We start from the raw sequence: 24,898 nt of genomic DNA, 5'->3' as shown, positions 1-24,898 counted from the left end.
TTTTTACACGTATCATTAATTATAACAGGAGCAAGAAATGAAAAATGATATAGACAGCAAAACAATTTTAAGTGTATTCGAGTTTGTACAAAAAAATGGCGAGCAGACACAACAGGGTAAGCACTTCCAGGGTCTAACAGCGTTCTCTGACTTTGATGGTTACACTGTCTACTTGCAAGGCAGTGGTGTCGTGATGCGATACGGCTTTCATAACACCTATCATCTGGATTATGAGCACGACAAACAGAAGTACGACTTTCTCAGCAAGATTGAACATATTTACAAACTAGCAGAGCAATAAAGACATCATATGTACGGTAACAAACGACGTTTGAAACAACGCGGTTTAACAAGAGATAATGTGCAGGCAACACCATACCTGATTGAGGTATTGAGCGAGCTGCAACGTGCGCCTCATAAAGTTGAAATAATCAAACGCAATTGTGATTATTATAAGACTCAAATACATCTCAAGCGCGGGTTCTTAACGGCAATTGAGCGTATTGAATTGGTACTGGTTATTGATCATGACATCGAGCGGATCCGTCAGCAGATCCTTGCAAACGACTACATTGGCAATCGCATAAGGCGCTACCCGCTGTTGTTCAAAGGTATTCTTGATTAAATGTGCGGGTACTCTTCAGTTTAGTCATTTGTTTATACGGGGTTCTTGATATCTAATCACGGTAAACCCTCCTCTCATTTAGCTGATGAATTAATCAAGATCTAACTTTTAACGCATTAATGACATAAATCGCCGTATCTGAATGACCATCGCTTTAAAAAGTGGTACCTTATCGCCAATTTTTAGACTTGAGAACAAAAGCTATGTCAAATGCTGTAAAGACACCAGCTCAAGGGGATGAAGGCTCTCAACACCCTAAAGGGTGGTTTAACCGCTTTTTAGCTACCGTTGAATTTTTGGGTAACATGCTTCCCCACCCTATCACTTTATTCGCTATGTTCTGTGTAGCGATAGTCATATTCAGTGGCATTGCAGATTGGTTTGGCCTTAGCGCCATAGACCCTCGCCCGGTAGGCTCTGCAGGGCGTGATCCTGATGGTGTTATCGAAGTTGTTAGCTTGTTAAGTGCTGAAGGCCTGCAAAAAATAGTGACAGGTTTGGTGACTAACTTTACCGGTTTTGCCCCTTTAGGCACAGTATTGGTCGCATTACTGGGCGTCAGTGTAGCTGAACACTCGGGCATGCTTTCTGCAGCAATGCGTGGCATGGTAATGGGCGCTTCAAAACGCCTTGTTACATTCATGGTTGTTTTTGCCGCCATTCTATCAAACACCGCATCAGAACTAGGTTATGTCGTTCTTATTCCGCTGGCAGCTATGATATTTCATAGTTTAGGGCGTCACCCCCTAGCTGGCCTCGCAGCTGCATTTGCAGGTGTATCTGGTGGGTATAGTGCAAACTTACTATTAGGAACAATCGACCCTCTTCTTGCGGGTATAACGACACCAGCGGCACAAATGATTGACCCAAATTACCAAGTTGGCCCTGAAGCAAATTGGTATTTCATGATGATATCAGTTTTCTTAATTGCAACCGTGGGCACACTGGTCACCGAAAAAATTGTTGAACCACGCTTAGGTAAATACAACCCTGATGAAGCGAGTATCGATTTAAATGATAATAATATACAGCACCTATCTGACAAAGAGCGCTCAGGGTTAAAATGGGCAGGTGTATCATTGTTAGTCGTTTCTGCATTACTTGCACTGACTATCGTACCTGAGAATGGCATTCTACGTCACCCAGAGACAGGGGCTGTTGCAGGCTCTCCTTTTCTAAAAGGTATCGTCGTATTTATCTTTGTTACCTTTGCAATACCAGGTTTTGTATACGGCCGTGTCGTTGGGACGATGAAAAACGACCGAGATGTGATTGACGCCATGAGTAAGTCGATGAGCTCAATGGGTATGTATATTGTGTTGGTATTCTTTGCAGCGCAATTTGTCGCCTTTTTCAAATGGACTAATCTAGGTACAATTTTAGCAATCAATGGCGCAGCTTTGCTGCAAACTCTGAGCTTAACTGGACCAGAAGTTTTTGTGTTGTTCATTTTGATGTGTGCCATGGTTAACTTAACTCTGGGTTCATCGTCAGCACAATGGGCAGTTACGGCGCCTATTTTTGTTCCGATGCTCATGCTTATTGGCTATGCACCAGAGACTATTCAAGCAGCTTATCGTATTGGCGACTCAGTAACGAACTTGATCACACCCATGATGAGTTACTTCGGCTTAATACTCGCTGTAGCAACCAAGTATAAAAAAGATATGGGCATTGGTACGCTAGTAGCGACTATGTTGCCTTACAGTATGTTCTTCCTTATCGGATGGGTCGCATTATTTTATATTTGGGTATTTGGGTTTGGCTTACCCGTTGGACCAAACTCCCCTATCTACTACACACCTTAATGTAGTAAGAAAATGCCAGCTAACGCTGGCATTTTTGTTTCTAGGCTAAGCATATTGTATTAACTAAAAAAAGGAACCCTTAATAATTTGTTAAATGGCAGCCACTCTCCTAAAGTTGATGGAGAGAAATTGCTAAAAAGGAGCTTAGGTTTCGTATGAAACATTTAAATAAATCACAAAGGTAATTTATGTATACACTTTTTTATTATCCTCGTAATGCCAGTCTTGCCCCACACTTTGTTTTAAAAGCCTTAGAAGTACCATTTCAACTTGAACTCGTAGACAGAAAAAAAGTCGCACAAAAATCGGCGCAGTATTTACGCTTAAACCCAACAGGTCGCATCCCAACACTCGTTGATGATGACTTTATTTTATGTGAAAGCGCAGCCATATGTTTGTACTTGTGTGAAAAGCACCCTGAGAAGCACCTGATCCCTGAAGCACCACAAGACAAGGCTGAGTTTTACCAGTGGCTAATGTACTTAACCGGTACATTACAAAATGAATTAATGGTGTATTTTTACCCAGAGCGACACACCCAAAATGCCATTATGTATGACGATATTATTAAAACTCAGCAATCTCGGATAAGTGACGCGCTAGCAATTTTAGATCAAAAACTGGGTAACAATAGCTACCTAGTTAATGATCAATTTACTGTATGTGATTGCTATATGTTTATGCTTTGTGTTTGGGCTGACGAAATAGATAAGCCGCCGCTTAGCTTCACAAACTTAAACCGTTATTTAAAGAATCTTGCTAAACACCCAGCAATTGCAAGTGTCTGCGAATTCGAAGAAACAGACCTCACGATTTATAAATAACTTGAGATATACCCAAGGGGCGAAAAGCCCGCCCCTGCATATATCTTAAACCCTTTCTTAGACGCCTGTAGCGACAATGTTTGTGCTCCGTGAAAACGCGCTATGCGCTCTAACTGCACTAATGCTTTCCCAGCAAGTCCTTTACCGCGTCCTGCTTGTGTTATTGCCATTTGATGAATGCCTACATCGCGACCTTCTGTCCACGTCATAACTGTACCCACTGCGATTTCATCACTCATTATAAAATATAAGCGTGAACGCGCTTGTGAAAATACACGTAAGATAGGCGATATATCAATCTGATAACCAAATCCTTCACTGCCTAAAGTGACCCATTCTGCGAGTTCTTTTTCACTGACTACTTCTTTGATACTTGCATCTTCAAAAATGTCTTTAACATCCGTAATTGATTTATGCATTGCGACTAAAGACGATACAGCTTCTCTAGGTTGCTCACTATCAAAAGTAAAATATTTCCACCCTAATGGTGTGTTTGTGCGATTTAAACGTAGACTGGAGACTGATTCATTAATTTCTTGGTCAACACTCCACGCTTTATGAGGCCACTGTTCATGACGATATATTCCCTCTTTTTTAACAACACCACCATAGCTATGCCACAACGATACTAAATGCGCCACATTTTCCTTTAAAGCGTGCTTAACCATAATTACTGCCTTTATTTACTAAATATATGCCGATTAATAACGCAAAAATACCGGCCACCTTTGTGAGTGTCACAACACTCGGCTTAGCGCCAAACCAACCAAAATGATTGATCACCATCGCCATTAATAATTGGCCCGTCAGTACCAACGACATAAGATTGCCAATCCCCATTTTTGGTATTAAGAAATAACTTAGTCCAACTCCAACAACGCTAAATAGCCCACCAATCGTCCATAGATACCAAGGAACCTTTGCTAACACATCCGCGTCTATAGAAGGTCGCTCGGTCGTTGCATAGACGACAAAGGCATAACACCCGCTGACTAAAAATGCACAGGTCGTTGCCAGTATCGGACTTTTTAATAAGACTCCCAACATCGCGTTCATACTCGATTGCAGCGCAATCGCTGCACCAGCTAAACAGGCTAGCAATACATACAACATACTTATATCTCTACAATCAATTCATGAAGCGCTTTTCTGACCTTGGTCGCGTTAGCACTCACATCGTCTTCATGCCGATAACCAATTGGTACCGTAATCACCGTTCTCAAGTTACGCTCGGGCAATGCCAACACTTCATCGTACCCACGGCCATCAATCCCCCCAATTGGGCAGCTATCGATGCCAAGACTTGCTGCCGATACAAGTAATGTACCTAAAGCGATGTTTACTTGTGCACTTGCCCATTGGAACTGCTGTTCGGGGTCCATATTGGCCAAGCTAGCCAACATATTTTCTCGCATAGCTTGTTGCTGTAACGCGGTTATCCCTGTGGTTTTTGCCAAACTTTGCATGTAACTTGACACCATAGTCACGACGTTAGACATGTCTGCTGCAAGCACTAACAAATGGCTATTAGCGGCTACTTTCTTTTGTTCATAACTGTGTGCTAATAATGACTCTTTGATTTTTGGATTTTCAATAACAATAATTTTATATGGCTGTAAACCGTAAGAAGATGCACTTAAGCCAGTCATTGTTAGTAGTTGCTCTAACGCCGTTTGAGACACTTTTTTATCTGAGAAGCGCCGTGCTGCATAGCGCCAAGTAAGGCTTTGTGAAACATTTAACTCAGTATTCATAACTATTTCCTTTATCTCGTTTCGATGAAGAAATTATATGAAGACGCACAGCAACGTTCATTTACCTATGTAAATAAAGCTCTAATTATTCACAAAGTTTAAGGTTTTTCTGATCCGGCTCAATTGCGTCGCTGAAATACCTAAATGCGAGGCTAAGTGGTACTGTGGTATCGCCCTTGCGAGCTCTGGAGAATGATTTAAGAACAACAAATACCGTGCTGTTGCATCTTGTTGTACTAATAAAATTTCTCGTTGATCTTTATCTAATAACCAATTTTTTTCTAAGTATTTAATTTGATAAGCCATCAACTCGGTGTTTTCAAATAGCACTGAACGATATAACTTAAAATCTATCTCTATCAACTCTGAGTCTGTCAAACATTCAATACCTTGCTCGACACTCTCGTTTAAATGTAATGCACTCATCACACCCGGAAATTGCCCATCATTAAAGAAACGTTTGTTATATTCTTGGCCTAAGTCATCACAGGCATATAGCCTTGCTATTCCTGAATGCATAAAACAATAGCTTTTGGGTACTTCAGCAAAGGGGTATAAATGCGCTCCCTTCTTTTTTTTAATTACTTTGCAACACAACAGCAACTGTTGCCAAGTTTCGTCGCCCATTGGTGAAAGGGCAGTCATAACCCGTCGCATATGTGCATAAGCTTCTAGCATAATACATCCTTGATTGTTCGGTTTAATCTCGTAAACTGGCGCTAGGTTAACACCTCTGAATATGCTCTAATACTATAAAATAATGGTTTTTCTCTACCAATGCACAAACACTATCTAAATCTAATACAGTCGGGCGAACTTAACAGTGATGATGCACAGCTAAACGCCCTCAATTACTTAGCCAATTTACAACAAGACCTCTATTCAGGTAACCCTACCAAAGGTGCTTACTTGCACGGCCCAGTTGGCCGAGGTAAAAGTATGCTAATGGATTTATTCTTCGACACACTAACAAATATACCAAAGCAGCGTGTTCATTTTCATCACTTTATGGCCTTAGTTCATCAATCCTTAAATGATATACAAGGCACTCATGAACCATTGCAAGTAATTGCCAAAAGCTGGGCAAAAAAAACGAAAGTGTTATGTTTTGATGAGTTCTTTGTTTCAGATATTGGTGATGCCATGATCATGGCAGGATTATTTGAGGCACTATTTGACTCAGGCGTTGTACTTATTGCCACTTCAAACTGTCAACCAGACACTCTTTACAAAAATGGGCTGCAACGTGACAGGTTTTTACCTACCATCAAACTTATTCATTGCCACTGTGAAGTGATCGGCATATATGGTCCAACTGACCATAGGTTTAGCCAAGGATTTAACCCATGCTATATATCAGTTGGTGACGAGCCTCTGTTTGATTGTATGCTACATGATCTGATCACGTCACCACTGAACAACTCGGGGTCATTTAAAACAATCACAATTTGTAACCGTGAAATAGCCACACTAGGGTTCATAAATAATGCCATTGCCTTCGACTTCGTGCCTATTTGCTCTGCACCTAGAGCCACTGCTGATTATATAGAATTAGCACAGCGCTTTGCGATTTTAATGATTAAGAACGTCCCACAAATGGGGAGTAATGCTATCGATAGCATTACCGTACAAGGCGTTGAAGATGGATACAAACGGGAAAAAAGCGCTGTTGCGGCTCACCAGCTTGATGATGAAGCACGGCGCTTCATCGCCTTAGTAGATGAGTATTATGATCAAGGTTGCCTTATCATTCTTCATTGTGAAGTCGCGCTACAATCTCTTTATGTTGGCAAACAGTTGGCATTTGAGTTTGAACGAACCAAAAGTCGCTTGGTAGAAATGCAAAACTGGTCATTAAATCACTTAAGAAAGAAATGCCGAGCCGTAACGGGGTAAAATATGTTTTCAGCAATCAATAATGTACCGACTTCACTTCAAACGGTACGCTATTTAAGCCCTCACGATTAAAACCATAAGAGAGCTCATTATATCAGGCGAAGTCATTGACTTGTGGCCCAGTTGGTCAGTCTAAACAAGGCTCCTTGAAAAATATCAGTAACCATGGCTCCACATCTATCATAGAAAGTACCTTGGAAAGTGACAGTCGAACACATGTTTGACTGCTTCACCGCTTTTGTCCATCTATATCACAATCGAGAGTGAGTAGATTATAATCTTAAGTTCCTCAGGGTAAAGGCGCTATGCCACAGAGACTCACCTTTGCATCAATAAAGAATATGTTATACCATAACGTTATATTGATATTTTTGTTTTGCGAAGAATAGGAAAAAATGACAATTCTCGATCTGAATACATATACTAAAAACACCCGCGTTATTGCATGTATTGCAGTCATGATCTCTTTAGTAGCTTGGACCGTTGAACTAATGGGCGCAGTTTACGTGTGCCCCTACTGTAGAGTGCAGCGTTCAGTAATAGGGATGTTAGGGATCCTCCTCCTTCTCCCATTCTCAACACATTGGGTAACTAAATATATGGCATTGGTTATTGGCTTTTTTGGTGCTGTTGTCGCTGCCAATCAACACTTTATGGGCTGGAAAAAAATATCTTCAGGTCAGTTTTCATTCAACGAAAATCTAGCAATTGACCCTTTTTTATTGTCAGGATTTGCATTAATCATCATTACGGGTTTAGTCGCACTAATTATTAAGCAAAAGCCATCTTAAAGTAGCGAGTGCATTACGTTATAAAAATGTATCTCCTCTTACTGGAGTCTTGTTTTACGCAATAGCAAGACTCTAGGTAGACGACCTAATTAATAAACAAAAGCTTGATTAGTAATTAGAACTATATTTTCATAAGCCAACCATAAAGTACCAAAAACACAAAGCCAGCTCTTTTTCTATTTCTAACGTTAGAATTAAACAAGTTAATTTTTATTAATAAAAACATATATAAAAAGACTTTTATGCCATGTTTTTTGAATTTCTTAGAATAATCTATCACTTTCCTAAAAGTTAAAACCAATACTTTTTAATTAAATATTGTAATTTGACAATGTTAAAAACCTCGACTGTTTACATTTCTTTACACAAAATCAAAGGCTATAATGAGACTGATTATCAATGACATAGTTATGCCCTACACAGTGCTAACTTTAGGAACAGCCAGTTTACTCTTTCTTTATACGCATTAATGGGTAAACTCCAGCCAAATTGACAGCGCTGTCTGTTTCGTATTTTAAAAGCCATTTTGTTGTAGGTATCTATGTTAAAAGTAAATCACCTTTTAGGTCTGCTAAGCGTCGCAAATAAGTTGAGACTGAGTATCGTTTTAGCCAGTATCATAATTATTGGCATTCAGCTAACCTCAGCTAACAAACTTGAAGCCACAATGGTCGCTGAAAGAAAGGTTCAGGCACAAAACCTAGTTGGCACCCTAAACTCTCAATTAAATGCAATAAAGTCTAACCACACTCTAAGTGATGAACAGCAAAGACGGCAAGCTGAGCAACTAGTTAATGCAACCAGGTATGATCAATCTGGTTACTTTTTTATGTTTGACTTGGATGGGAATATGGTAAGTCACCCAATAAAACCAAAGTTGAACGGTCAGTCAATGACTTTGCATTCTAAAGATTATATCTCTTCTGCTTTTAGAGACTTCGTCAATACCGCAAAACGCGATGGCCAAGGGTTTGTCGAGTACCTATGGCCAAAGCCAGGTTCAAATGACCAAGAAAGTAAAACCTCATACATTTATCGTTTAAATCACTGGAATTGGGCGATCGGTACTGGTATATATTTGACTGACGTGCAACAAGCTTATAAAGAAATACTCATTCAAATAGTCATAGAAACTTTGCTATATATCACCCTTTTGATCATTTTATCCCACATAATTGCCAGAAATATTACTAAACCGCTAACAAAATTGACTCGAACTATGGGACAAATCACAAAAGACAAAGACTTAACCATTCAACTCAAAAGTCAGGGGAATGATGAGTTAACGACCATGGCAAAAACGTTTAATAATATGAATCAACATTTTCGCGATGTTTTAAACAATATTAACGGAAATACCCATTCTCTCGCGTCGCAAGCTGAAGAATTAGCCTGTGTAACAAACCAAATACAAACTGGGATCAAACAACAAAACAATGATACTGAATCTGTCCAGAATAAAATTACTGCCTTAAGTGACTCGTCTGAATCGGTATATTCACAAACCCAATACGCGCTAGAGACAGCGCAAAACTCTTCTAAGTTAACAGACCAAGGTATTGAACATTTACAATCGAATATGGCTGCTATAGAAAAAGTCGCGGCCAGCGTATCCCAGGCAGAAAAAGCAGTCGCGGATCTGCAACAGTCATCAACTGAAATTGGTGCTGTACTGGATGTGATCAATAAAGTAGCAGAGCAAACAAATCTACTCGCATTAAACGCCGCAATAGAAGCAGCCCGAGCAGGTGAGCAAGGTAGAGGCTTCGCGGTAGTCGCTGATGAAGTGAGAACGCTCGCTATGCGTACTCAGCAATCGACAGATGATATTCAAAACATCATAGCCAAGTTACATCAAGGCGTATCGGCAACGGTCTCTGAAATGCAGACCTGTAAGCAGGCTACTGAGCAAGGCTTACAAACAGGTACTTTATGTAACGATACTTTGAAGAAAATCGATACCGCCGTAAAGTCATTGAGCGAAATAAATATCGAAATTGCCAACTCAGCACAAATCCAAACCCAGAATACCAGTGATATCGCCAATAGTATGAGCGGTATAGCACAAGTTGCAAGCCAAACAGAAACCGGGGCTGAGCATACAAAGGCATCTAGCCATAACCTAAGTGAAATGTCACATCAACTCAATCACTTAGTCAGTGAATTTAAAGTCTAAAGTTCGCTTAAGAGAGCAACAGGAGAAAGCGGGCCTGCGCCACCTTCTCCGGTTGCAACTCCCCCTTAAACAAGCAAATTTTAGTTACGAAGAATCTAACTTAGCAACTTCTCCTTTGTCCTGAGCTGAAACACCTGACTGTAAACCAGTATTGAGACCTCGATACTGGTTTACCACTATTTATTTATCATGCCACCAGCTTCTTCTGTTACAGTATGCGAATACGTGTATAAAAACTTATAAAATCAAAATATGAAAAAAATTGCTATTTTTGTCGATGTACAAAATATCTATTACACCTGTAAACAGTCCTTGGGCGGTAATTTTGATTACAATGCATTTTGGGCACAAGCAAAAGAGTATGGCCAAATAGAGCATGCCTACGCTTACGCAACATATCGCGGTGACGACAAACAAACCCAGTTTCAAAATATCTTGCGCGCTATAGGCTTTGAAGTAAAACTAAAGCCCTATATTCAACGTCAAGACGGATCAAAAAAAGGAGATTGGGATGTGGGTATTACAATCGATATGATTGAAGCAGCAAAAAGTGTCGATGAAGTAATATTACTGTCTGGTGATGGTGACTTTGCTATTTTACTAGCGCATTTACGTAATCAATACCAGGTAAAAAGCACGGTGTACGGGGCGACCAAGCTTACCGCTAATTTATTGATTGAATCGTGTGATGACTTTATCCCCATTAACTCGTCTTTACTATTATCACGATAAAGCGCAATGCTCTAAACGCAAAGCAAACAAACGTAAAGTAACAAAACGAAAAATAGCGGCTTTAAAGCCGCTATTTTTTATTAATGCATCGTGATGATCACTTATCAAGACCTAACTTTGTGCCCTTGACCTGCTTTCGTACATTCGCAATACGTGAGCGATTTTTAGCACGCGCTTCACCACTTGCCTGGTTACTTGGGCGATTACTGCGAGGCTGACGACGTTGATGTGATTGTTTTTTACTTAGCTTTTTAATTAAGTTATCACGGCTGCTAACTTCGTAACCCGGTAAGTAATAACGCTTGATTTGTTGTTCTATTAGCTCTTCAATGTGAACCAATACTTGCTCTTCTTCACGAGCAACAAATGAAATGGCTTGTCCTTCATTACCAGCACGACCAGTGCGGCCTATGCGGTGAACATAATCCTCAGCTAAATAAGGTAAGTCATAGTTAACAACACGTGGTAAGCCCTCAATATCAATACCTCGAGCAGCAACCTCTGTCGCAACTAACACTCGTACCTTGCCTTCTTTAAACTCACGTAATGCGCGTCGACGAGCACCTTGTGTTTTATCGCCATGACAGACTATTGCAGGGATCCCATCAAGCATCAATTCATTTACTAGATCATCCGCAACATCTTTCATGTTTACAAACACCAAGACTTGTTGCCAGTTTTTCTTGCCAATCAACTCGGACAATAGCTCTTGCTTACGTGACTGTTCAACAGGGTATACTACGTGACGAACTGTTTCAGCGGTGGTGTTCTCAGGCGTTACTTGTACATATTTAGGGTGTCTTAATACTGACCCTGCAAACTGCTTCATAGCAGGCGGAAAGGTCGCTGAAAATAATAAAATCTGTTTATCGGTATGCGTTAATTCAATCACTTGCTGAATATCGGTGATAAAGCCCATGTCTAACATACGATCAGCTTCATCTAATACCAAGTGCTGAACATTCGCCAAACTAATATTACCTAAACGAATATGGTCAAGCAATCTCCCAGGCGTTGCAACAACAATATCAGCCCCAGCAGCCAGCTTGTCAGCTTGCCCGGTGGTATTTACACCACCAAACAGCGATACGGTTTTTAGCTCTGTATGCTGTGCAAATTCCTCACAGTTACGGCCTATCTGCTCCGCTAACTCACGCGTAGGCGCCAAAATTAAAGCGCGTGGTGATTTGGATTGCGACCCATTATCTGCATCTAGCAGTTTTTGAATAACAGGTAATGCAAACGCCGCTGTTTTACCCGTGCCTGTTTGAGCCGTAGCTAAAACATCATGCCCTTTGCGCACGACGGGAATGGCAGCTTGTTGTATTGGGGTTAGGGTAGAAAAGTTTATTTCGTCGAGTGCTTTAAGCAACAAAGGAGAAAAACTAAAAGATTTGAAATTCATGAAAAAACCTGCGACCAATACTTAAGGGCCGCAGATTATACGTTATTTGTAACGACCTAACAAAGCTTTAATAGCGTTTCATCAATGATATTTGCCTTTCCACCGACTACATCGGCTTCGTTAAGCGCATTTATAAGTTCAACCCCTTGTAACTGCTGCGCTTTACTTAGAGTAACATAAGGTAGACGTGATACCGGTTTAACCGCGCCCGTCATAATTAACGCACTGTTGATTGCAATTGGATTCGGTTCACAAAACAGCCAGTTCATAAGGGGGGTCAACTGCTCATTGAGAGACGAGTTCTTTGAATCCATTAATGTACGAAATAGCCCAGGGATTAAGTTTGAGGTAACTGAAATTACGCCATGAGACTGATGTAAATGACGGCCGTCATGCGCCTCGTCGTCATTGCCAGACCAACACGCTATACCTTGCGATTCGTAATGTTCAATTCGTTCATTGCCACCACATTCTTTTACACCAATAAAATTAACGTGCTTTGCAAGTGGCTCTATGATGTCAGGAGTCAAGTCTTGCCCTGTTCTACCCGGCACGTTATAAACAAACGCAGGGCCAAGATCTAGCAAGCGCTCAAAATGAATTTTAACACCCGAGAGTGATGTACGGCCATAGTACGGATTAATTTGTAACGCTGCATCCATGCCTGAGGCAAAGCCATATTCTGTCGCTTTTATAGCCTCACGTGTATTATTACTACCAGTATTGCCAACAATAACTAAGTCTTTAGAAAACTTATTGACGCTATGTGCGATGAGCATAAGGTGCTCTTCCCAGTTCATTAACTGGCCTTCACCTGTTGTTCCACCCACGATAATGCCATCAACGCCTGCACTGATCTGCGCTTCAACTAAGCGGTCATAGGCATCTAAATCAATCTCACCAGACATCGTATAAGGAGTTTTTATTGCAGTAATTAGACTTGCTTGTTTAATTGTTTGTATTGTTCGCATTCGATTTTAATTAGCGTTAGATCAGTTTGGCTATGTTTTACCATAAACGACGCCAATATCCGAGTAATTCACGATGCAAATTTTTACTTGAAATATTAAATTTAATCATCCACAATCAATATACTGTATATTTATCCAGTTGATTTGGTTATGAGCTTACTGAAGCACTTAAATACTTACTTTTATCGCGCAGAAGAATTATGTCAAACCCTTAAGATATCTGAAGAGATGTTATATGAATGGCAACAAGGTGGTCTCTTCCCTAAACCATCATATAGCATTCAAAACAACATCACATGTAGCTCTTATCTTGGGATCTATGAATGTGAAGAGTTTACCGATTATTATCCACGCGGCAGTGTGCAATGGGGGCAGGACTTATTAAAATATAAAGCCAACACATCTTCTCAAGCATATGAATTATTTTATCAGCAATATTTGCAAACTCTGGGTAAATGTCACCAACAAGCATTAGCATGCCAAGATCCTCGCTTTAGTGACGATTTAGAGGAGCAAATTCAAACTAGCTGGCAACAATATTTGTGCAGTAAATATGGCACAATTAGCCAAAACGGACTTATTGAAGAGATTGTTTATATAGAACTAGGTAGAGCAATTGTCGATGAACTCACTGAAGAGCGCACCGCCTCAAGTTTAGACGTAACGATACGCCCACTATTACTTAAGGCTCTAAAGCTTTTAAATCGTGCTATCAGCCATCAAGCAAAGCATGAACAAAACCAATCTTTGCGTGAACGCTATATCGACGCTTTAGTGATTAAATACGATTTAAGCGTAAAATAAGTTTAGCGCTATGACTGCTCGTAATGTGCACGCATTATTTCAAACGCTTTCAACACGGTCAATTGCTCTTTACACAAAGCATCATACCAGGTGTCGAACTTTTCATCATCATCTTGCTCGCTGAGTACCTGGTACTCGGCAAGTAGCTCAATAATGTCTGTGTGAGTACAGCTTAAACTGTCTAATTGCTCACTCAGTGCCGAGTGATCTTTATTCTTGAGCGTTGCTATTACACTGTTATCTAACTGGCCATTTTCCTGAGTCATAACTGTTCCCTTTTCTTGTTGTAGTTATTAGTTATAACAGGCTGATACGGAATTGGTACCCCCTAAGTAACCGTTTGCACAACATTCGTGCGATCCGAGGAGAAATTGCGGGAGTCGCTATTAATTGTTGCAATTAATTCTTATTTAAAATAGAATTCGATACATTATAACAAAACATTACGGAGTTTTTATGAAGCCTGGGATCCACCCTGATTACCAACAAGTTGCTTTTCACGATACAGCTGCAGATAGCTACTTTGTTGTAGGCTCAACAATTAAAACAGACAGAACGATTGAATTAGAGGGTGTTACATACCCTTATGTGCCAATCGATGTGTCTAGTGAATCTCACCCTTTCTATACTGGTAAGCAAAAAGCGGTTGCTAGTGATGGACGTGTTGCACAGTTTAACCGTAGGTTTAAAAACTTAAGCACAAAATAACGGAGGCTTTATGAAGGTACTTAGTTCACTAAAAAGCGCAAAAAATCGCCCTGGTTGTCAAGTAGTAAAAAGACGCGGTCGCGTATTTGTGATTTGTAAAACAAATCCACGCTTTAAAGCTGTACAAGGGAAAGGCGGCTCGAAAAAGTAACTTTATCTTGCCCTGAAAAAAAACCTCTACCAAGTTGGTAGAGGTTTTTTATTGTTAGCTCATGCAGCTATTTATTCTTCAGTCCATAACGCAATTTCACCAATTTGGATCAAACGACCACTATCACCGCCAATCCCTTCTCCTGTGCGTGTATTATGAAAATCAATTCGATATTGTATATATTCAGCGGTATGAGAAATATCAAACGTGTAGGTCGCGCTCAACTCAGGTAAGTTTGAGAACTCTTGACTATCCAGCAGTGCCCATTGCTCACCATCGTTTGAGCCATACATATCCCAACTGCTTGGAAAACGTATTGCGTTATCTTCGGCTGTCGCAATAGAGTATTTTGACACCTTCGTTGCTTGCGCTAAAACAAAGTCGGTGTGGACACTGCTAACTTGCGCAATCGGCAGCAAATCTGGAGCATACTCTCCCACCCACCAAGGTGCTTCAATCAACGCGTTAAACTTATTATTTATATTATTATCGACTAATTTGTCTGGCCCTTCACCCCAAATACCTATATGAGTTGCGTTTGTATTAACTATTACAGACTCTAAAATTGCAATATTTTTAAACCCTACCACTGGCGTAGGAAAAGGTGCGGTAATGCCTTTTTCATCTTTCAAGTATGAAATATATTCAGAAAATACGACTTCAATCCCGCGATCTGCACCAAATATATGCTTAAATGCCAAATCAAAGTCCCATTTATCAAGCTCATTTGCACTGGCATTAAAGCGCTTAATAAAATCGATACTCTTATTTGTATTAACGACCCACTCTAAAAAAAATGCGGTTTGGTTATACGCATCTTCATTATGGTCTTTTACCCAAGCAATATTAGGTCTCGCGTGCTCGTAGAATCCGGCTTCAATTCGGATGAAATTTGCCAGTGACTCTAAGTACGTATGATAGTCGTTACCTGCTTCATAACTCCCTGTTTTTGGTGTGTTATTATAACCATGTGTTAATTCATGCCAAAGTACCCCAAGAACTTCTCTTCTAATGGCTTCATCACCTTGACCTTCCAAGCTCGCTATATGGTTTAAGTCAAACATCAGTTCCATATGTTTATCACTCCCCCCCTTAGCGGCAGGGAAATCATACAGATCAGTAGTAAACTTCACTGACTCAAAAGTATTTATTTCGGTTACGTTGTTGAATAAACGCTTGGCAATTTTTAATGATATTTCTTGGATCACTGCTTCAAGGTCAGGAAATACTCGTTCAAGTGCTTTTTGACCTGCGTGCTCGGGTTTATTTTTTATAAAAGTAACACTTGGGTTTTCAAAACCTGCCCAAGGCTGTTGTTCATCCCACACCCGTATATAATCTTCCTTAATTAACGTTGACTCACCTTTGTCATTCGCCGCGATTAAGGTTACCGACTTAGCACCTAACGAGGAAAACTTAACCAATGGCGATCGCTCATTACTGGTTTGCGGCGTCCCACCTTCAAATGTCCATTGCCAACTGGTCGGGTTTACCAATGACTCGTCTTTAAAAACCACCAGCTCATCGACCGCTGGCGTCACATTTGTCGCTATAAACTCTACCAGTGGGACATCAGATACTACCATCAACTGCAATTCAGCAAGCTGTAAGATGTTACTGCCGTAGGAATCAGTCCCAGCATGTACCATTTCAAACTTGAAGTACTGAAATGCTTGTTCATTCTCAATAGAAAATGACCGCATTGAGCCACGTGATTCAAATACTTCGTCTGCGCGTGAATCTATTTCAATCCAGTCTTGTTTATCGTTTGAACCATACACTACCCAGTTCTTAGGGTCTCTGTTCGGTTCATCAGCAGCCGATATAAAGTTATAACCTTTAAGCTCATATTCCTTAACTGCTGAAAAAATCACTGTTGCTTTGCTATCAAACGCTAAAAATTTAGTACCCGCCTTGCCATCAATTAGATTTTCAACCTGCTCACCTGCAGGTGAGTCATCAGTCCCGTCAGCCAATATGGCTTCAACTTTAGAGCCCGTATCGCCAACCATATTTCGCTGCGCTGAGTCATTAACAACGGTTTGCACTGGTGTTTCTTCACTGCTGCGCGTCGAAGTAAAACCTGATCCATCATTACAGCCCGTTAATGCCACACACACAGCAAATGTTACTGCTGAATATTTTAAATTAAACATATTAGTCACCTGTTATTATTAGAATTGGTAAGTTAATCTTGCACTAAACTCTCGGCCAATGCTGTCGTAGCGACCGCCATGATAAAATGGATAATTACTGAATGTTTCGTCTTGAGGTGGCATCGCATTGAGTAAGTTTTTCACGGTGAATATCAAACGCGTATCGTCATTAATATGATGCCCCAGCGTGACATTGTGCTTTATCCATGCAGGTAACTTTTGACGCTCACCGTATACAGCGTTATTCCACATTTTTCCTTTATATAGCATTAACCAACTCACCGATGTATCGCCACTTTCCCACGTGGTCGAGAGAGAGCCTAATTCTTTAAAGTCACGGTTATTTTGGTCATCTAAGATATCAACTAATGGGTCTTCTGCACGGATCCGCTCTTTCTTTTTCAACACACGATTATAATCTGCCTTATAGCGGAACGTTCCAAAAACCGTGTCAAATGTACCCCGTATGCCAAGATCTATCCCCGCATCTTGACGTTCAGCAGCATTAATATAACCCTCTTGTATCGTGTGAGGTGTATAAGCTAACCCTGATATTGCATTACCTAGTCGGTCAATTCCTTGGCCATTTTCATCATATCGCTTAACTCTTTCACGCATATTGCCACACAGCTCGGAGTCACTATTCTCCCCTCCATTTTGGCATAACCAGAGTTTGTCTAGGATATAACTTGAATCAAGCCTCTTAATTTTGTCTTTAATTTTTATCGCGTAAAAATCGATATTGAATGACAGTTCATCTGCGTACTCATAAACAATACCCGCGGTAAACGAACTTCCCGTTTCTTCTTTTAGCGTCAGATCACCCGCTGATAATGTTTCAAAACCGGTTTGTAGGCTACTTATATTGGCACTGGTTAAATCTAACTGACCTGTTTCACAAGTATGCGATAACGCATCCGTATTATATCCATCAACTTGTTGCGTGCTTTGCAGCGTTCGACACGCATCAGCGGTGATCCTATCGTTTAAGGTAGCAAAATTACCACTGAACCCTTGGTAGAGTGAAGACATATCAGGGCCTCTAAAGGTTGTCCCATAAGCACTCCTAATCACAACTTGCTCAGTAGGTTTATATGTGACACCTAACTGCGACGTCATTGCCCCCCCCACTTGGCTCTCATCATCATAGTAATCATATCGCACTGCTGCTTCCGCACTTAACTCGGATGTAATTGGAACTAAGAACTCAAAGGCAGCGGCATATCTATCTCGCTCCCCATCAGTGATCACGCCAGTTAGACCAACAAATTGTTTATTTAATATTCTGTCGTCTGGTGTGGCTCTCGTGCCCTCTCGCATTAATTCAACATACGCTGAAAACTGAACGTCACCCGCCGGCAGTTCTAATAAGTCTCCAGATATATCTGCCGTTACACTGTCATTAAACGAATTACCATCATACGTTGACCAGTCCATGAACTGCATCACACTATCTGGTGTAGCGCCCCCAAAGAACAGTTTATAATTGGGACGATACACATCCATTCCATTCACTTCACCGAGTTTTGGCCCTTTGATATACTGATTTCCCGTAACGGTATGTGATAAATACCTATCAGCGAAATCGTAGTTAGCGTGGCTGTAACCCACAGAGTAGTAGAACCCACCAACCTCACCTTTTACACCAAAATTAAATGACATCGACTCATCGTTAAAGATGCGCCCTAAACCGTCATCGGTATATTCATCATCTGATAGAACCCGCCACATATACTTCACTGGAGCGCCATACCCCCCATCACTATTTTGAATATCAGGATCCCAAAAATTCCCACCGTGGATTGAGTCTAAATGGCCCCATAAAAACGGGTTACGTCGGCCTTTTTTATCTTGCTGAATATAAAACCCATTCGCAAATAGAGCCGTGGTCTCAGATAGTTCATATTCAGAATTCAAATACACACTGTACGTTTCACTTTCATTGCGTAATAACTTATCACCCGTTTCATCCCAGCCACAACTCGGCCCGTAATTACTGCGCTTAACGAAGTGCTGGGTAGCTTGTGGGTGTGGGTTATCATCAGTATTACAATATTGCTCTGAATACTGATTACGATACTCGGTATTTTCAGCCCAAACTGTAATGGAGCGGTTAACTTCGCGATTCGAGTCAGGGTCTGGGTTATCCCAAACACTGTCATGATAAGGCCTATCACTGGATAGTAGCGCATCTTCTTTTTTGTATTCTAAAGCGTAATCAAAGGTGTAACTGTCTTTTTTCAATCCACCGACAAATGTCAAAGACTTTTTATCACCCTTACCATAGGTATCTTGGCCAAACTTCGCATCAATAAAGTGCCCATCAATTCCTTTCTTAGTTATGATATTTACAACACCCGCCATTGCATCAGAGCCGTAAATTGCTGATGCGCCACCGGTTTGAATATCAATCCTTTCAACCATTGCTGTTGGGATCATATCTAAGTTTACAAAGTTTGTTTGCCCACCAAATGGCATCGGATAGTAAGCTAGTCGTTTCCCATTAACCAAAATTAGGGTGTATTCTGGTCCTAACCCTCTTAAATTCAGTTCTTTGGCTCCGGGGGTATAAGAGCCTGTTTCAACTTCACCTAATACAGCACCACCTGCTGCAACTGATCCCATCAAAGCATCGTACACAGAATCAAAGCCATTACGTACCATATCGGAAGAACTGATCGTATGTACGTTGATTGCCCCTTCAATATCAACACGTTTAATTCTCGATGATGTAACTTCAACTCGTTCTATTTTTTTTACTTCTTGGGCTGCTAAGGCGAGGCTTGAATTAGTGCAAATGACTGCCAAAGCCATTGCAATTGGTGACAACCTTCTTAATTTATTATTATTCATATTTCATCCGCTGACGTATATTATTATCGTTAATTTAGAACGTTCCAATTGCCATTTAAAAAAATACTGCTAACTAGCTATTTGTTTAATACGCACAAAAGGAACGTTCCAATTATTGGTGGTAGACGGTATTCTGTCAATGTCTTTTATTCAACAATTAATTACATACTATTCAAAGACTGTTGATAGTCGGACCACAACAAGTCTACATCTTTACCTGTTACGTGCTTTATTGCTTTATCAAAGCGCCACTTTTCAAGCTCAATGGCTGTTTTATTAAATCGATATGCAAAATTGTCATGTTCTTTGCTCAACCAATATAAAAAGAATCCAGTATTTGTGTAGCCTCCTAAATAGCTTTGCGATGGCTTGGGTGATCTTGTTTTGTGGTAACCGGCTTGTATTCTAATTAAATCAGCCATACCCTCAATAAAAGCGTGCGCACCAGCATCATCATAACCTACGGACTTTGGAAAGTGCTGATATCCATGAGTCAACTCATGCCATAAAACACCCAATAGTTCATAGCGCACATCTTCATCAGGTTTGCCTGCTAATTTTTCTGTAATATATTTTGAGCTAAAGGCAATTTCCATATTAGTATCATCACCAGCTCGATAAGCGATGGTATCCATCCATTTTAAGGTAAATGTTACTTGCTCGAAATCAGGTAATTCAGCAAAATTTTTATATAGCAGGGGTGCGAGCTCTCTTGTCACATTATCAATTGTCTGTGCTATATTTGGAAATAGTCGGAGCAACCTCTTTGCGCCAGCCGACTCTGAGTCTTCAATAACTACCTTTACTTTTGGTGTTGTGAGCCCTACCCAAGGGTTTGACTTATCGAATACCTTTATCACATTGTTACGGTCAACCCTGTCTTCGCCAAATGTATTTATTGCCTGCAATGACACTGAATAACTACCTGGCTTTGAAAAATATGCCTTGGCTTTATTGCCCGCTGCAAACAGGGTTGCGCCGGGAATACTCCATATTAATTTTGTCGGATTATTAGGGACGTTAGCATAAATATCAATTGGTTGATTAATAGTAGTCACCGGTTGGCTGACATCAAAATTCGCTATTGGTAAGTGGGTCTCAGAGATAAGGCCAAAGTTAGCAAGTTGCAAATAGCTGTCCCCCCATGCAGTTGTCCCCTCTTGTTTCATATCTAGTTTAAATTGACTGAATGACCGACTATCAGTGACTTGAAATTTTAGAGACTGACCGCGTTTTGAAAACATAATGTTATTTCGGTTATCAAGTTCATGCCACGATGTGCCATCATTTGACCCAAATAAAACCCAGCTTTTTGGGTCTCGCTTTGGCGCATCAAGTGCCGACGTTAATACATACTCATAGACTCGCTTTGGGCGTTCAAAATGGATAGATACCCAACTTTGGCTGTATTTTGATATGTATTTACTTTGCAAGGAAGTATCGAATAGTTTATCAACGCCTTCATTTTCTATATAAGTTGGATACTGCGTGTTAACCGTGAATGGGTCTTTTTTGGTCATATCATACAACACGAGATCATTCGCTAATATGGCAGGCGATGCCAGCATCATCAATGTCGTGAATACGGTTTCTTTTAGGTAGATCATGGATTCTCCAAATGAATGCAAACATCATTATTGGATCGTTCCTATTGAAAAATCAAGAACAGCAGTACATATTTTAAAAAACTCGATTTTAAAATGAAACTAATTGCAGACAAACAAGAATAAGGTGACGGTGATACCTTCAATACAAAGCACCACCTTGCCAGTTTACTAGTTAGCCAAATATGAGTTGCCAAATGCTCGGGGGTTCATGGAGTTTATGATACTCTTTTCTCAATGAATCTATTTTCTTTAACTCACTCTGGGCACTTTTCATATCGCCATTTTTGGCCAACTGCCTAGCCCGTTCAATCGTATCTAATACTTTTTGCAAACCTTTTAACGACTGAGTTTTCAATTCCGGTTTAAACGTTTCTTTTGTCGCTTCAAGTGAATAACGCGACAGTGATTCTAACGAAGATAGTAGTTCCTGCTTATTAGCCGCTTGCACTGCCTGTTTATAACTTAGCCCTATATTTTTCATAGTGACCGATAGCTCACTAGTCTCTTGTGCAGACACAGTTATCGACATAAAAAACAACAAAAATAATGTATTACGCATCGCCCTACTTATAACGCCCTTATATATTTTGCCGTAGTATACCTAAAATAGCACGATTAAGCATTTATTTGCCCTACAAAGCCGGTTTATGAATTAGCCTCAAAAATGCAAATATGTGTCATACTAAAGATAAGTTTAATTTTATGAATTCCCTATGAAATTGCCAATTATCTTACTCTTCGCATTGCTGGTTTTTATTGCGCCTAAATCTTATTCGCAGACGAAAGTAACATTTATCAATCCCGGTTACGCCCACAGTAACCCCACTGGCGACTTTTGGCTCAATGTTACCTTATTTATGCAAGCCGCTGCTGATGATCTAGATATCAAGCTAACAGTGCAATACGCTGATAGGAATCATATTATTATGAAGCAATTGGTTCGAGAAGCGATACAAGACACAGACAGTTATTTAATCTTAGTCGACGAAAAGTCTGTGATAGCCAATACCCTTATTAACTCTACTCATATTCACCCTGCGATCATTTTTTTACTAAACCAACCGACTCAAGCACAAACCAAAAGGCTTGTGAAAAAAGGATATGGTATTTTGGGGAGTTTATTGCCTGATAACTTTCAAGCTGGGAGGTTACTTGCACAGACATTAGTGTCGCTCATTGATAAGCCAAATCAACGTTATCGAAATGAAATGATTGCTTTGTTAGGTGAGACTGCAACACTTGCAGCCCAAAAGCGTGAACAAGGTTTACTGAATTATTCTAATCGCGAGCCGCATCTTAATCTAAAGCAAAGGGTGGCTGCAAACTGGTCGTATGATGAAGCGTTTCAACTTACTCCTGGTTTACTAAAACGCTTTCCAGACACAAAGCTCATATGGAGTGCCAACGATGCGATGGCTTTTGGTGCAGCGGCAGCGCTTACAGAACTCGGGTTGCGAGAAAAAATTAAAGTTGGCGGCGTTAATTGGGACAAAAAACAAACTACGCACTTAGATACCTCCATTGGCGGCCATGTCACGCTCGGTGGTCTTGCGATGATAAAAGTCTTTGAACATAAACAACCAGAGTCAATGTCCGTTGGCGATAGTATATACCCTATATTCAAAGTATATAGCGAAAAATATGCACCAATCTACAATGCGATACACAACAAAAATATTGATGATATAGATTTCAGCCGCTTCACTACCATGGATAATGCGCCACTGGAATACAATCTTGACGCTTTAAATAGCTTTTTTAAATAACGTATAAAATTCACATAACTTTAATTAATTAAATTAAATAGCCGCATAAAACATCAATTAGCTCATTTAAAAGCCAAAAAATGTATATTTTTTGGCTTTTATTTCCATAGAAACATTGTTGTATAAAACACACAAAATTGACAGTACACGAATTACCTGTTTTATTTACAGCCGTTAACAACATGTAACTAAGGTAATAACAATGAAAAATATGGTTTCAACAAGCTTAAAAATGACAGCGCTATCTGCATGTATTTGTGCATCTTTAGCAACACACGCACAAGATACACAACGTGTTATCGTCACTCTAAAGTCACAGTCAGTAAATGCTTCACTACCCGTGAAAATGTCTGATGCTGAAATGACGTCTTTTAAACAACAAACTTTAACGAGTTTTGCAACGTCAATGAATTCAGCGCCTATTTCAACGTTACCAAGCGTGAATGGCTTTGTGGCAGAAGTAACCCCAGAGCAAATGACATTACTTGCTGAAAGCGATGATGTTGCTCATGTTGAGATAGATCCAAAGCGTTACCTAATGGCGGAATCTACACCATACGGTATTGGTATGGTTCAAGCTAACCAACTTGCTGATAATATGAGTGGCAACCGTAAAGTATGTATCATGGATACAGGTTACACACTTAACCACCCTGATTTACCAAGCACTGGTATTACTGGTAATGACGGCTACGGCAGTAACAACACAGGTAACTGGTATAACGACGGTAACGGTCATGGAACACACGTAGCTGGTACAATCGCTGCTGTTGGCGGCAATGGTCAAGGTGTTGTTGGTGTAAATCCATCTGGTCAACTTGGACTTCATATTGTTAAAGTCTTCAACGACCAAGGCCGTTGGGCATATGGTTCTGACTTAATTAAAGCCATTGAGCAATGTGAAGCTGCGGGCGCAAATGTTACCAGCATGAGTTTAGGTGGCAGTGGCAGCTCAACCGCTGAAAGAAATGCCTTCCAAGCAAGCTACAATCGCGGTGTTTTACATATTGCAGCAGCGGGTAATGGTGGTAATAGCAGTTTAAGTTACCCAGCTTCATACGATGATGTTGTATCAGTTGCGGCTGTTGATAGTGGCGAAAGAAAGGCATCTTTCTCTCAATACAACAGCCAAGTCGAAATTGCAGGACCGGGTGTTGGCGTAAACTCTACTTGGAACAATAACGGATATAAAAGCATCAGTGGTACATCAATGGCAACACCTCATGTTTCAGGTGTAGCTGCCTTAGTTTGGAGCCACTATCCACAGTGTAGTAATAAGCAGATCCGTAACGTTCTTAATATCACAGCTAAAGATAAAGGCGCAGCGGGTAAAGATACATCATATGGTTACGGTATTGTTCAAGCAAAAGCTGCATATGACTACATTGCGCAAAATGGATGTGCTGATGACCCAGTCTTAACGCCAGTTGCAAACTTCACAAGCAGTGCGTCAGGTCTAAATGTTAGCTTTAGTAATACATCGCTAAACGCACAAAGCTATAGCTGGAGCTTTGGTGATGGTTCAAGTAGCTCAGCGGCATCTCCTAGTCATACATATGCAGCAGCTGGAAGCTACCAAGTTACTCTAACAGCAACTGGTGCTGACCAGAAAACCTCATCTAAAACAGCGACAGTTACGGTGACTGATGGGTCAAATGGTGGTGGTTGTCAAGGATTAGAAGCTTGGAATGCATCAACATACTACCGTATAGGCGACAAAGTGTCTTACAACAACAGAGAATACCAAGCATCTTGGTGGTCAAGAGGTGCTCAACCAGACGTGTTCTCAAACGTGTGGACACGTGGTGCGATCTGTAACTAAACGCTTTTTTTAAACATCAAAGACGCCCGACTTTGTCAGGCGTCTTTAT

24 protein-coding genes are annotated in these 24,898 nt (G+C 40.5%); 13 read left to right on the top strand and 11 right to left on the bottom strand.

Annotated elements, in window-relative coordinates:
- Nucleotides 1-37: 37 nt before the first annotated feature.
- From PCIT_RS20450 to PCIT_RS20435, 4 genes are all read left to right on the top strand, one after another.
- Nucleotides 38-301, top strand: coding sequence for a DUF3081 family protein (locus PCIT_RS20450; RefSeq protein ID WP_010361863.1), 264 nt, complete (start codon nt 38-40; stop codon nt 299-301).
- A gap of 9 nt (nt 302-310) precedes the next feature.
- A complete protein-coding gene (locus PCIT_RS20445) occupies nt 311-625 on the top strand; it encodes a hypothetical protein (RefSeq protein ID WP_010361862.1) in 315 nt (104 codons plus the stop codon).
- A gap of 203 nt (nt 626-828) precedes the next feature.
- Nucleotides 829-2,433: an AbgT family transporter gene (locus tag PCIT_RS20440; RefSeq protein ID WP_010361861.1), complete on the top strand. Its 1,605-nt coding sequence runs from the start codon at nt 829-831 to the stop codon at nt 2,431-2,433.
- Between the two features lie 188 nt (nt 2,434-2,621).
- Nucleotides 2,622-3,257, top strand: a complete 636-nt coding sequence (locus PCIT_RS20435) for a glutathione S-transferase family protein (protein WP_010361860.1) — start codon at nt 2,622-2,624, stop codon at nt 3,255-3,257.
- On the opposite strand, the gene PCIT_RS20430 is transcribed toward PCIT_RS20435, so the two are convergent.
- From PCIT_RS20430 to PCIT_RS20415, 4 genes are all read right to left on the bottom strand, one after another.
- Nucleotides 3,248-3,925, bottom strand: a complete 678-nt coding sequence (locus PCIT_RS20430) for a GNAT family N-acetyltransferase (protein ID WP_010361859.1) — start codon at nt 3,923-3,925, stop codon at nt 3,248-3,250. The genes PCIT_RS20435 and PCIT_RS20430 overlap by 10 nt on opposite strands.
- The gene (locus tag PCIT_RS20425) at nt 3,918-4,370 is read right to left on the bottom strand and encodes a DMT family transporter (RefSeq protein ID WP_010361857.1); all 453 of its coding nucleotides are present in this window, start codon (nt 4,368-4,370) and stop codon (nt 3,918-3,920) included. The genes PCIT_RS20430 and PCIT_RS20425 overlap by 8 nt, the downstream gene beginning before the upstream one ends.
- Nucleotides 4,371-4,372: 2 nt before the next feature.
- Nucleotides 4,373-5,011: an NAD(P)H-dependent oxidoreductase gene (locus PCIT_RS20420; RefSeq protein ID WP_010361856.1), complete on the bottom strand. Its 639-nt coding sequence runs from the start codon at nt 5,009-5,011 to the stop codon at nt 4,373-4,375.
- An 81-nt stretch (nt 5,012-5,092) separates the two neighbouring features.
- On the bottom strand, nt 5,093-5,689 hold the full coding sequence (locus PCIT_RS20415; protein ID WP_010361855.1) for a Crp/Fnr family transcriptional regulator: 597 nt from the start codon (nt 5,687-5,689) through the stop codon (nt 5,093-5,095).
- Between the two features lie 99 nt (nt 5,690-5,788).
- On the opposite strand from PCIT_RS20415, the gene zapE reads away from it, so the two are divergent.
- From zapE to PCIT_RS20395, 4 genes are all read left to right on the top strand, one after another.
- A complete protein-coding gene (zapE, locus tag PCIT_RS20410) occupies nt 5,789-6,907 on the top strand; it encodes a cell division protein ZapE (protein ID WP_010361854.1) in 1,119 nt (372 codons plus the stop codon).
- 395 nt (nt 6,908-7,302) lie between these two features.
- Nucleotides 7,303-7,698: a hypothetical protein gene (locus PCIT_RS20405; RefSeq protein ID WP_040697463.1), complete on the top strand. Its 396-nt coding sequence runs from the start codon at nt 7,303-7,305 to the stop codon at nt 7,696-7,698.
- Nucleotides 7,699-8,239: 541 nt separating this feature from the next.
- Entirely contained in the window at nt 8,240-9,874 is a 1,635-nt protein-coding gene (locus PCIT_RS20400; RefSeq protein WP_010361852.1) for a methyl-accepting chemotaxis protein, read from the top strand.
- Nucleotides 9,875-10,126: 252 nt separating this feature from the next.
- The gene (locus PCIT_RS20395; RefSeq protein ID WP_010361851.1) at nt 10,127-10,606 is read left to right on the top strand and encodes a LabA-like NYN domain-containing protein; all 480 of its coding nucleotides are present in this window, start codon (nt 10,127-10,129) and stop codon (nt 10,604-10,606) included.
- Nucleotides 10,607-10,703: 97 nt separating this feature from the next.
- Here the strand turns inward: PCIT_RS20395 and PCIT_RS20390 are convergent, their stop codons facing one another.
- Together PCIT_RS20390 and dapA are read right to left on the bottom strand one after the other, a co-directional pair.
- Entirely contained in the window at nt 10,704-12,011 is a 1,308-nt protein-coding gene (locus PCIT_RS20390) for a DEAD/DEAH box helicase (protein WP_010361850.1), read from the bottom strand.
- 56 nt (nt 12,012-12,067) lie between these two features.
- Complete coding sequence (dapA, locus tag PCIT_RS20385) at nt 12,068-12,982, bottom strand: 4-hydroxy-tetrahydrodipicolinate synthase (RefSeq protein ID WP_010361849.1); 915 nt, start codon at nt 12,980-12,982, stop codon at nt 12,068-12,070.
- A 150-nt stretch (nt 12,983-13,132) separates the two neighbouring features.
- Between dapA and PCIT_RS20380 the strand changes: the two genes are divergently transcribed.
- On the top strand, nt 13,133-13,786 hold the full coding sequence (locus PCIT_RS20380; protein ID WP_010361847.1) for a DUF6058 family natural product biosynthesis protein: 654 nt from the start codon (nt 13,133-13,135) through the stop codon (nt 13,784-13,786).
- A gap of 8 nt (nt 13,787-13,794) precedes the next feature.
- On the opposite strand, the gene PCIT_RS20375 is transcribed toward PCIT_RS20380, so the two are convergent.
- On the bottom strand, nt 13,795-14,052 hold the full coding sequence (locus PCIT_RS20375; protein ID WP_010361846.1) for a hypothetical protein: 258 nt from the start codon (nt 14,050-14,052) through the stop codon (nt 13,795-13,797).
- A 190-nt stretch (nt 14,053-14,242) separates the two neighbouring features.
- Between PCIT_RS20375 and PCIT_RS20370 the strand changes: the two genes are divergently transcribed.
- Together PCIT_RS20370 and ykgO are read left to right on the top strand one after the other, a co-directional pair.
- Complete coding sequence (locus PCIT_RS20370) at nt 14,243-14,494, top strand: type B 50S ribosomal protein L31 (RefSeq protein ID WP_010361845.1); 252 nt, start codon at nt 14,243-14,245, stop codon at nt 14,492-14,494.
- 10 nt (nt 14,495-14,504) lie between these two features.
- Complete coding sequence (gene ykgO / locus PCIT_RS20365) at nt 14,505-14,645, top strand: type B 50S ribosomal protein L36 (RefSeq protein ID WP_010361844.1); 141 nt, start codon at nt 14,505-14,507, stop codon at nt 14,643-14,645.
- A gap of 71 nt (nt 14,646-14,716) precedes the next feature.
- Here ykgO and PCIT_RS20360 read toward each other — a convergent pair whose 3' ends face one another.
- The 4 genes from PCIT_RS20360 to PCIT_RS20345 all read right to left on the bottom strand — a co-directional run bounded on the left by PCIT_RS20360 (nt 14,717) and on the right by PCIT_RS20345 (nt 21,820).
- Nucleotides 14,717-16,801, bottom strand: a complete 2,085-nt coding sequence (locus PCIT_RS20360) for a basic secretory protein-like protein (protein WP_010361843.1) — start codon at nt 16,799-16,801, stop codon at nt 14,717-14,719.
- An 18-nt stretch (nt 16,802-16,819) separates the two neighbouring features.
- Entirely contained in the window at nt 16,820-19,654 is a 2,835-nt protein-coding gene (locus PCIT_RS20355) for a TonB-dependent receptor domain-containing protein (protein WP_021032295.1), read from the bottom strand.
- 161 nt (nt 19,655-19,815) lie between these two features.
- A complete protein-coding gene (locus PCIT_RS20350) occupies nt 19,816-21,261 on the bottom strand; it encodes a basic secretory protein-like protein (RefSeq protein WP_010361841.1) in 1,446 nt (481 codons plus the stop codon).
- Nucleotides 21,262-21,433: 172 nt separating this feature from the next.
- Nucleotides 21,434-21,820 carry a cytochrome b562 gene (locus PCIT_RS20345; RefSeq protein WP_010361839.1) on the bottom strand — a complete coding sequence of 129 codons (387 nt, stop codon included), beginning with the start codon at nt 21,818-21,820 and terminating at the stop codon, nt 21,434-21,436.
- Between the two features lie 154 nt (nt 21,821-21,974).
- Between PCIT_RS20345 and PCIT_RS20340 the strand changes: the two genes are divergently transcribed.
- On the top strand, nt 21,975-23,027 hold the full coding sequence (locus tag PCIT_RS20340) for an ABC transporter substrate-binding protein (protein ID WP_010361838.1): 1,053 nt from the start codon (nt 21,975-21,977) through the stop codon (nt 23,025-23,027).
- 202 nt (nt 23,028-23,229) lie between these two features.
- Entirely contained in the window at nt 23,230-24,849 is a 1,620-nt protein-coding gene (locus PCIT_RS20335) for a S8 family serine peptidase (RefSeq protein ID WP_010361837.1), read from the top strand.
- Nucleotides 24,850-24,898: the final 49 nt, after the last annotated feature.

The sequence above is a fragment of the Pseudoalteromonas citrea genome (genome assembly GCF_000238375.3).
Lineage (GTDB): Bacteria > Pseudomonadota > Gammaproteobacteria > Enterobacterales > Alteromonadaceae > Pseudoalteromonas > Pseudoalteromonas citrea.
The sequence above is the reverse complement of the archived record's forward strand: the minus strand, read 5'-3'. Positions and strand labels throughout refer to the sequence as shown.